Below are 9135 nucleotides of genomic sequence, written 5' to 3' on the forward strand. Positions count from 1 at the left end.
GAAACGGGCTTATTTCCGCATGACCAGCAAATACAAAAAATACGGTGCGCCAAGCAGGGCTGTAATGATCCCCGCAGGAATTTCCGCAGGCGGCATGATCACGCGTCCTAGCAGATCCGCAATCACGACCAGCAGCGCCCCGAACAGGGCGGACAGCGGGATCACGAAGCGAAAATCCGGACCGATCCGGTATTTCACCAGATGCGGCACCATCAATCCGACAAAGCCGATCGTGCCCGCCACGGCTACCGCGCTGCCGGCCAAAGCGACGACCAGGACGAGCAGAAGCAGGCGGACGAGATTCACGCGCAGCCCCAACCCTTTGATACTTTCTTCGTCCAGCTGCAAAATCGACAAATACCGGCAAGCGAAAAAGGCCAGCGGGATGCCGATCAGCGCCCATGGCGCAATCATTTCCACATGCTGCCACGTGCGGGCGTAGAGGCTTCCCTTCAGAAAAACCAGGGCTTGCGCGGCATTGGGCGCATATTTGACCAACAGCAGCGTAATGAGCGCCTGCAGTCCGCTGCCTACAGCCACTCCGCTCAGCACCAGCCGGACGGGAGCGATGCCCCCTTTCCGGTACGCCAGCAGAAACACCAGTCCCCCGGCAGCCGCCGCGCCGCAAAACGCCGCTACAGGCAGGGTGTAGGCCGGAAAATCCGGAATCATAAGCAGCAGGACGGCGATGGCCAGACCGCCGCCCGCATTGAGGCCGATCAAATCGGGAGCCGCCATCGGATTGCGGCTCACCCCCTGGATGACAGAACCGGCCACGGCCATGTTCATCCCCACCAGCATCGCCGCCAACAGCCTAGGCAGGCGATATTCAACCACGATGCCTTGTCCCGTGCGCCACTGTTCAATGAGCTGGTTCCAGGAGACGGAAACCGCCCCGAACCGCAGGCTGAGCGCCGCGCAAACGAGCAAAAGCCCGCATCCGGTCAGCAACAGGAACAGAAAACGGCATCGCCTGCTTTGTCGACGCGGCCTCATGCGCTCTCCCCCCTTTTCCGCTGCAGAAGGAACAGAAAAAACGGGGTTCCCGTCAAGGCCGTCATGATCCCGACCGGTATTTCCACGGGATAAAACAACATCTGTCCCGCCAAATCCGCCAACAGCAGCACATCGGCTCCCAACAAGGCGGACAGCGGAATCAGCACGCGGTAATCAGGCCCTGTCAGCAGACGCGCCATATGCGGCACCATCAATCCCACATAACCGATTGGTCCCGCCAGGGCGACAGAGCCGCCCACCAATACGGACGCCAGCAGCATCGACATCCGGCGGATGAACACGATCCGCTGCCCGAGACCGCCCGCCACCTCATCGCCCAATGCCAGCACATTCAGCTGCGGCCCGAACCCCCAGCTGCACAGCACGGCCGGGAACAACACGCACAGCGCGACGCGAACGTCCGTCCAGCTGGCGCCGGACAATTTCCCCGCCATCCAGAAAAGAAGGTCGGACAAGGTGGTGTCATACATCAGCAGCAGCCCTGTGGTCAGCGAACCGAAAAAGAAAGAGACGGCAAGCCCCGCCAATACCAGGCGAGCGGGTGTATATCGCCCCTGCAAAGAGAGGATATAGACGACGCCGCCTCCCAGGAGAGCTCCGAAGAACGCGCACAGCAGGATCAGCAACGAAACGTTTTCCGTATCGAAAAAAAGGAGACCAAGCACCACAAACAGGGAGGCCCCCTGGTTCACCCCGATCACCTCGGGGTCCGCCATATCGTTGCGCGTCATTCCCTGCAGCAGGCATCCGGCAACGGCAAGAACTGCGCCGAGGAACAGCGCCAGCAGCACCCGCGGCAGACGGACGCTCCATACGGTATAGGCCACCAAACTGTCGGTTTCGCCCTCGAATAACCGAAGCCAATGCTCGAACGTCAACCCCTTGACCCGCCAAAACAGGGCCGCTGCTGCCGCCGCAATCAATAATGCGAAGAGACCGCCATATAAAAGAAGGAAGGGAAGGGAGCGCGTTTCCCTTTGTCCGTTCGGTCTTGTTGCTCCCGACATGATCATCTTCGCTTATACTCCCTTCCCTATTTCCCCTTGCCGTTCAGAAGCGCTTCGGCTTCCTCCACAATCAGCCCTGCCGCAATCGGGCCGCGCGAACGCGACCAAAGATCCCGGTCCACTTCGTACACATGCTGTTCCTTCGCCGCCTTCAGTTGGGCAAACAGCGGGTTTTCTTTCAGTTTGGCGATGCCGTCCCCATACAGGAACAGCACATCGGGATTCAGTTCGGCCAGCCGTTCCACCGTCAAGGTAGCAATATCCGCGTTGCCTTCCGTTTTTTCCTTTTCCCCTTCGAACACGTAGTTCAGGCCGATATCGGTCATCAGGCTGGCAATAAACGAGTTTTTCACCCATACGCTCATGTCATCCTCAAACACGCCCACGACCAGCACCGATGAAGGTTTGCCGATCTTTTCCTTCGCCTGCTTGATTTTCGCTTCCAGATCCGCTCTGACTTTCTTCGCCTGATCCGGTTTTCCAAACACGTCAGCCAGCAGATCAACATTTTCCAGAATCGTTTGGTAACTGACGTCGCTTAGCGCAATGGTGGGGCCAATTTTCTCCAATTCTCCCCGAATCATTTTGGCGCGTTCCGGATTGGCGATGATCAGATCCGGCCCAAGCGAACGGATCACTTCCAGATTGGGTTCTTTCCGTTCCCCCAAATCGGTAAATGTTCCGACCTGATCTTTGATGTACGCCGGTACGCGGGTATCGCCCGTGCCGGCAATCCCTGCAGGCTGAACGCCCAGGGAGACCAGCGTGTCGACAATGTAAAAATCAAGCGCCACGACCTTTTGCGGAATGCCTTGAATCGGGGTTTCCCCCCAGACGTGTTTCACGGTTTTCTTCCCGTCATTCGCGGCGTCCGACGAAGAAGGCGCGGAAGCCGACGTGGAGGAAGCGGCTGATGCACCTGCGGACGTATCGGCCGAAGCGGATGGGCCGGGAGCGGACTGCCCGCAGCCAGCCAGCAACAGCATCATGGCAAGAACGACCAGCCATCCAGCTGCTCGCTTCCTCCTGTGAACCCCCAAAAACGGTATTGACATGGAAATCCCCCCAACGACTGGTATAATCGATAATGATATTCATTTTCAACAATATAATATCTTCTGTCTCCAAAATTTGCAAGTCCTTTGTCCAGCAGCCCTGCAAACTCCCTCCGCCTTATGCCTCAACGGCGCTCAGCAGCTCCAGCAGCGGATCGCATCGAAAATATTTATGAATGCCCCGGCCGTTCATCAAACGGGCCAAGGCTCCGTACGTCAGTTGAAACCTTATGCTCTCCCCCACTTTCACGGGCGGCCCGTCCGTCACGTCCACGATCAGATGATCGCTGCTGGAACCCAGGATGGCATATTCCGCATCAGAGGGCTTCAAATCCTCCGCGCACACGTCCAGCCGCCCTGCTGACAAAATCGCTTTCAACCGGATGCCCCTGTCTTCGAAGCGGGGAATTTGACCGAAAGCGTTCCGGGAAATTGGCCCTTGCGGCACGGAGGGTTTTTCATGCAGCTCCACGATTTCCGCAGCAAACTCAAACGCGTCCTGATACAAACCGCTGATGCGTTGTCCATATGCAGTCTCCCGGCCCAGGAAAACCGCCTCCCCGATGCGAAGGTGATTGACTCTTCCCAGCTCGCACCGCTGCATTATCAAAGGCAGGCTGCTGGAATTGCCTCCGGAAACGCAGGTCAGCGGATAGCCGACGATCCGCTCCGTATGCTGAGCCAAGCGGGAGAGTTCCCCCATGGTTTCCGCCGTGGGAATCACCCCGCCATAACACGTAAAATTGGCCCCGATCCCGGCGAGACGGATTCTCGGGAAGGACGTGAGCTGCTTCAGGACAGCGTCAAGTTTATGCGGAAGAATCCCTTCCCGAAGATCGCCCATTTCTACCATAAGGAGAATTTCATGAAATATGCCATACGCCCGGGCGGCCTGATCCAGCCGTGCGATCGTTTCGATATCAGAATTGAGGCTGACGTCGCAGTACTGCAAAACTTCATGCACTTCGCTCGGAGACGGAATGCGCAGCAGCATCAGCCTGCACTCCTTGCCAAACCAATGCCGCATCCTGCGCAATTGGGAGAGGCGGGAATCGGCATACTCCCGAATCCCCGCGTCATAGAGCGTGCGCACAATCCGTTCCTGCGCGGAAATCCCCTTGGTTACAACGGCGATGCGCACGCCGCGCAACCCGCAGTATCGGTTGAGCAACTGCGCATTATGACGGATTTTGGCGAGATCGATATACATCGCCGGGAATTTCATGACGGCTCCACCGCCAAAGGGTTGGGCAGGCGGGTGTATAAATAGGACCCCGAAGCATCCTGAAGCCGCATCGTGAACAGCGCTTTCGTCAATACCTCACGCTGAAACAGCGCCCGACAATCCTCTGCGTATTGCGGAAAAGAGGGGCAAAGCGAGGATTGAAGCACGTCCTTCACCGCTCGCCACAACCCGGCTTCGTCAGCATCAAAGTACAGAGACATCTGATAAATCAGTTCACCCACATGATTTTGCATGACGGCATGGATGAATTTATGGTAGAGTTCGTTTTCGTCGTCTGCAAAAATGGATGAGCCCGCCAGCCGGTCCACGACGTTCTGATCATGGAGATGCCGCTGCAATCGGGGCAAACTGATGCGGGCGCCGCCCAGATCGCGCACCAGAAAACGGGTGACGGCTCCTTCTTCGAGGCACACAATCGTATTTTGCATATGCGCCTCCAAAGCGATCCCGTACTTCTGCAGCAATCGCACAAGCGGCGGCAGCAGAACACCGGCATAATGCCTGATATATGCAAGCGCATGCTGTTCCCCCAATTGGGAGGTGCCAAAAAACTGTTCCATCGCATCCACAAAGACGGGGCGTTCCCTGAGCGGACTTTGCGCGGTTAAACTGGCCGCCACCAAAGCCGTTTCGCCCGGGCGAAGCAAACGGGCCGGGTTTTGCCGCACAACAAACGACAGATTCCGGGCCTTTTCCTCGTGAAGAGAATCTTCTGAAGAAAAGTAAGCCCCGCCCAGTTCGCCCACAATCACCAGGCGTTCATCCTGCCACAAGGTTTTTATCACGTGGGATAGCAGCGGTCCGTTTACCGTAATGGCAGGGGAAACGGTTCGGATCGCGCTCGTTGCCCGCACGCGAACCGGAAGCTTCACGTGAACATCCGCCCCTGTGACAGCCAGGGTGCGAAACGACAGGGTTGCCCGGGAGTCCACCAGACAAGGAAGCGGGATCAGATCGCGGTTTTGCACATGTTGTTGAAACAGCTCCGGCAGTACATGGTCATATTGCCACGGATGTACCGGAAAAGGTATGTAATCCGCCGGATCCACGCGATAGTGCCGGCAAAGCGCCTCTCTGTGCTGCAGAAACGCGTCCGCGTCCGCAAAAAGCGTTTTTTCCCAATCAGTTGGCTGCAACAGCGTCGCTTTCACCCGCTCTTTGCGAACCAACACCGTTTTCAGGAAAATCCGCTGTTCGAATTCGGGTGCATACCGCCGCACATCGGACGGGGACATGCCGAGCTTCGTTTTCGTCATCGGATGCAGAGTATGGCCGGAAACGACCAGCGATTCGGAATACTGCAGCTCGTCAAATTCCCCGGTCTGCTTCATATGCCGGACCCATTCCAGAAAGTTGGCTGCCGACTCCCGTTTGTTTGCCGGCAAACCGTCCTGACCCTGCCGCGCCGCCCATCTTCGCTTCCATTCCATGCATTCGTAGGCCATTGTCAAATTGCGCTCGCTGTCCAACAGTTCCCGCTCGATTTCCACGGAGATGGGCACCCCTGCGACCTCCCGCAAGATTGCGATGCACTGTTCCACTTTGTTCAACACGGTCCAGCTGCCGTTTTGCCATATCCAGGCGGGATGGGCAAACGAGCGGCGCTTAAATGCCCCCTCATGCCGGACGGCCAGCGCGAGAGCAAATTGGCGCTTGTCATGCCGGAGCAAAATCCACTCACGATGTTTGCGGTGCGCATCTTCATGCGTGTGGGGGATTCCTTCCGGGCGAAACGCCTGCGATGAGATGGACCAATCCTGGGGCAGCAGCGCTTCACGAAGGAAGGCGTTGAACAGGCGATCCAGAATATCCTGCCGCGCTCGGACGGCATGCACGGTTGGATCCCCTTCAAGCACGGGCATGATTCTTCACCTTCTTTCAGCAAGGGATAAAATGGAATGTCATTAGTGGTTCAGCCTGAAAAACCGGTATTGAAATTTTATCCAGCTTTCTTTAATATTGAAAATGATTATCATTATTACCCAATGCGATTATAGTACACTTTTCCAGTCTGTGTAAATATGGTTTTTTTGTTGGAATCTGGTTTTGAAAGCGATGCTGAAAGGAGCATGCACGATGACGTTGTTCTCCTTTGCCACTCCGGAAAATGCTGCTGTTGAAAACATTCGTTTGCAGGCTGCTGAAAGGGCGATTGCCGATTTTTTGCGCAGCCAGGTACCCGAACTGTACGATGCTTTTCTGCTGGCGATCCCCACCGGGCGGGAAGGCATATTGCAGCGGCTGTGGCTCTCCATTCTGCGGGAAAACATCATGAATCTCGGCCGCTCTGCCGTCTCTTTGCGCCGCTGCGGCGAATCCTGGAAACCCGATCCTGCCCATGCGCAACCGGATCGCCAACGGGTTCACGAAGTTTTCGCCCTGTTCCGGCCATTGGCCCATCACTTTGCCCATGTGAACCGGGTCCTTGTTTTGGGTTTTCCCAAGCAAAGATGTGATGTGATCGTCCCGATCCAGCAATCATACGCATTTGGCCGCTTCCAGGTCGCCGGTCCTTATCACGTCATGCATCCAAACGGGACGTTCCATCCGCTTGAGCACCCCATGGACGTGCTGACGCTGCTCGAAAATGAAAGCATCAACGACGAACAGGCCCCTCATTTCCGCATGTTTGCCGAGGACGTATGCAACAGTGCGGCCAATCTCAGCCTGGCCCATGCCTATCGCAGCATGCTGCAGGCCCACTATTCAACCTTCCGTCCCGACACGAACCTGTTCGTCTTGGCGGCAGCGCTGCGCGACCGCTTTTACGCCCGCACGGAACAATGGGTGATCGAGGGCCATCCCTGCCATCCCGGCGCGAAAATGAGAAAAGGTTTTTCCGCACAGGAAACGTTCCGCTACGCTTCCGAATTTCAGCGCGAAATCCCCCTGTCCTTCATCCTGGTTCACAGGCGTTTGGCCAGCGTCGCTGCGCGGGATGCGCATTTCGATTGGAACGCGGAGATGTTCAAACACGAACCCCATCTGTCCGAGACCGCTTCTTTTCTGCTGGAACAAAGGGGAAAAAACCGGGATGATTTCATTCTTCTCCCGGTTCATCCCTGGCAGTTGGAACATATCGTGCCGCGTCTTTATCTGGCCGAGATTCAGTCCGGTGACCTGATCCCGGTGCCTGACTGCGACTCCCCTTACTATGCCGGAATGTCCTTGCGTACGCTCATGCCGGCGAAGGAACCCGCCAACAAACCGCACTTTAAACTTAGCCTGCAAGTGGATCTGACCGGCGAAGTGCGAACCTTGTCCGAGCAAACGATTCATAACGGTCCGCTCATGAGCCGGATTTTGCAAACCATCGCCCGTGAAGATGCCGCCTTTCCCGCCGAGCGATTCATCCTGATGCAGGAAGTCGCCGGCGCCCACTTTCTCCATCCGCAGGATCAGGGTTCGAAACAAACGGAGCGAAGCGAAAACCTGGCCTGCGTCATCCGCGAAAACGTGTATCGCTATGTGAATGAAGATGAAATCCCCATGGTGGCTTCGGCGCTTCTTGCCAAACCGTACTGGTTGAACAAACCGGTGATTGTGGAATTGCTGGAGCGGTATCGCGGCGCCTATCACGCCGGCAAGTCCGTTCAGGATTCTGCCAAATCCTTCTTTTGCGAATACGCGGCGCTTGCCGTTGACGGCTTCATTCGTCTTTTGGTCAAGTACGGGATCGGCCTGGAAGGTCATTTGCAAAATTGCATTCCGGTCTTTAACACGGACGGAAAGCCTGTCAAACTGCTTGTCCGCGATTGGGAAGGCATTCGGGTCTACCGCCAACGTCTGCAAAACGCCGGTTTCGATCCGACGTCTTTTCATCCCAAATCACGCATTCTGGTAGACGATCTGGACAGCGCGCGCAACAAAATGTTTTACAGTGTCGTGCAAAACCACCTGGGCGAACTGATCGTGATTCTCGTGCAATGGACGGGGATTGTGGAAGAAGAATTGTGGGAAGTGGTTCGCAACGCCGTCAAAAACGTCTTCGACCTTTTGGAGCAAGATCCGGCGGTGCGACAAGAAGCGAGGGAGGATCGGGCGTTTTTCTTCCAGGAACACGCCGATTATAAATCCATCATGTGGATGCGGATGATAGGCGAAGCCCATCAATATATGTATGCAAAAGTTCCGAACCCGCTTGCCGAGTAAACCTAAAATAACCCCGCCGACTTCAGCTATGCTTAACCCCAAATAGTGACGTTGACCTTCGAAGCTTAATCCGAGTACTTTTTGGGGACCCCAGAACGTGCTGATGTCGGCGGGGTGCTTGCAAAAATAGGGGCTTACGCCCCTAAAAACGATATGCTTTCCAATATGAAAAAAAGCCCGTTTGGGCTGGGTTATGCATATATGGAATGGTGCCGGTGAAGGGACTCGAACCCCCACGGTTTCCCTCACGATTTTGAGTCGCGCGCGTCTGCCAATTCCGCCACACCGGCAAAAATAGAATGGTCGGGAAGACAGGATTTGAACCTGCGACCTCTTGGTCCCGAACCAAGCGCTCTACCAAGCTGAGCCACTTCCCGATTGTACTGGATATGCGATTGAAGAAGAATATGGCGTGCCCTGAGAGATTCGAACTCCCGACCTTTTGATTCGTAGTCAAACGCTCTATCCGGCTGAGCTAAGGGCACATGCATTAACTATTTTATACCTTCAAAACTGGATACGCAAGTTTTTTTGCTGAAGGCTTGCTGTGGATAAGTCCTCGACCGATTAGTATTCGTCAGCTCCACGCGTTGCCGCGCTTCCACACCGAACCTATCAACCTCATCGTCTATGAGGGGTCTTACCAGCTTGACGCTGT

At 55.9% G+C, this 9135-nt stretch carries 6 protein-coding genes, 3 tRNA genes and 1 rRNA gene; 1 reads left to right on the forward strand and 9 read right to left on the reverse strand.

Annotation, left to right across the window (positions count from 1 at the left end):
- Positions 1 to 9: 9 nt before the first annotated feature.
- The 5 genes from G3578_RS17195 to G3578_RS17215 all read right to left on the reverse strand — a co-directional run bounded on the left by G3578_RS17195 (position 10) and on the right by G3578_RS17215 (position 6187).
- A complete protein-coding gene (locus G3578_RS17195) occupies positions 10 to 996 on the reverse strand; it encodes a FecCD family ABC transporter permease (RefSeq protein WP_165214203.1) in 987 nt (328 codons plus the stop codon).
- Positions 993 to 2030, reverse strand: a complete 1038-nt coding sequence (locus G3578_RS17200; protein ID WP_165214204.1) for a FecCD family ABC transporter permease — start codon at positions 2028 to 2030, stop codon at positions 993 to 995. Before G3578_RS17200 ends, G3578_RS17195 begins: the two co-directional genes overlap by 4 nt.
- Positions 2031 to 2050: 20 nt before the next feature.
- Entirely contained in the window at positions 2051 to 3079 is a 1029-nt protein-coding gene (locus G3578_RS17205; RefSeq protein ID WP_165214205.1) for an ABC transporter substrate-binding protein, read from the reverse strand.
- A 118-nt stretch (positions 3080 to 3197) separates the two neighbouring features.
- Complete coding sequence (locus tag G3578_RS17210) at positions 3198 to 4304, reverse strand: alanine/ornithine racemase family PLP-dependent enzyme (protein ID WP_165214206.1); 1107 nt, start codon at positions 4302 to 4304, stop codon at positions 3198 to 3200.
- Positions 4301 to 6187, reverse strand: coding sequence for an IucA/IucC family protein (locus tag G3578_RS17215; RefSeq protein WP_165214207.1), 1887 nt, complete (start codon positions 6185 to 6187; stop codon positions 4301 to 4303). Before G3578_RS17215 ends, G3578_RS17210 begins: the two co-directional genes overlap by 4 nt.
- Positions 6188 to 6401: 214 nt before the next feature.
- Here G3578_RS17215 and G3578_RS17220 point away from each other — a divergent pair, with 214 nt between their 5' ends.
- Positions 6402 to 8477 carry an IucA/IucC family protein gene (locus G3578_RS17220; RefSeq protein ID WP_165214208.1) on the forward strand — a complete coding sequence of 692 codons (2076 nt, stop codon included), beginning with the start codon at positions 6402 to 6404 and terminating at the stop codon, positions 8475 to 8477.
- A gap of 207 nt (positions 8478 to 8684) precedes the next feature.
- Here G3578_RS17220 and G3578_RS17225 read toward each other — a convergent pair.
- The 4 genes from G3578_RS17225 to G3578_RS17240 all read right to left on the reverse strand — a co-directional run.
- Positions 8685 to 8767 (reverse strand) — tRNA-Leu (locus tag G3578_RS17225).
- A 10-nt stretch (positions 8768 to 8777) separates the two neighbouring features.
- A tRNA-Pro gene (locus G3578_RS17230) sits at positions 8778 to 8854 on the reverse strand.
- Between the two features lie 31 nt (positions 8855 to 8885).
- Positions 8886 to 8962 (reverse strand) — tRNA-Arg (locus G3578_RS17235).
- Between the two features lie 62 nt (positions 8963 to 9024).
- A 23S ribosomal RNA gene (locus tag G3578_RS17240) occupies positions 9025 to 9135 on the reverse strand; the annotation flags it as partial.

The sequence above is a fragment of the Brevibacillus sp. SYP-B805 genome (assembly GCF_011059135.1).
Classification (GTDB): Bacteria; Bacillota; Bacilli; order Brevibacillales; family Brevibacillaceae; genus Brevibacillus_F.

What these genes read in the sequence shown, in the direction of transcription:
- G3578_RS17210 (WP_165214206.1), bottom strand. Translation starts at nt 4,304, where the DNA reads ATGAAATTCCCGGCGATGTATATCGATCTCGCCAAAATCCGTCATAAT.
- G3578_RS17215 (WP_165214207.1), bottom strand. Translation starts at nt 6,187, where the DNA reads ATGCCCGTGCTTGAAGGGGATCCAACCGTGCATGCCGTCCGAGCGCGG.
- G3578_RS17220 (WP_165214208.1), top strand. Translation starts at nt 6,402, where the DNA reads ATGACGTTGTTCTCCTTTGCCACTCCGGAAAATGCTGCTGTTGAAAAC.
- G3578_RS17205 (WP_165214205.1), bottom strand. Translation starts at nt 3,079, where the DNA reads ATGTCAATACCGTTTTTGGGGGTTCACAGGAGGAAGCGAGCAGCTGGA.
- G3578_RS17200 (WP_165214204.1), bottom strand. Translation starts at nt 2,030, where the DNA reads ATGATCATGTCGGGAGCAACAAGACCGAACGGACAAAGGGAAACGCGC.
- G3578_RS17195 (WP_165214203.1), bottom strand. Translation starts at nt 996, where the DNA reads ATGAGGCCGCGTCGACAAAGCAGGCGATGCCGTTTTCTGTTCCTGTTG.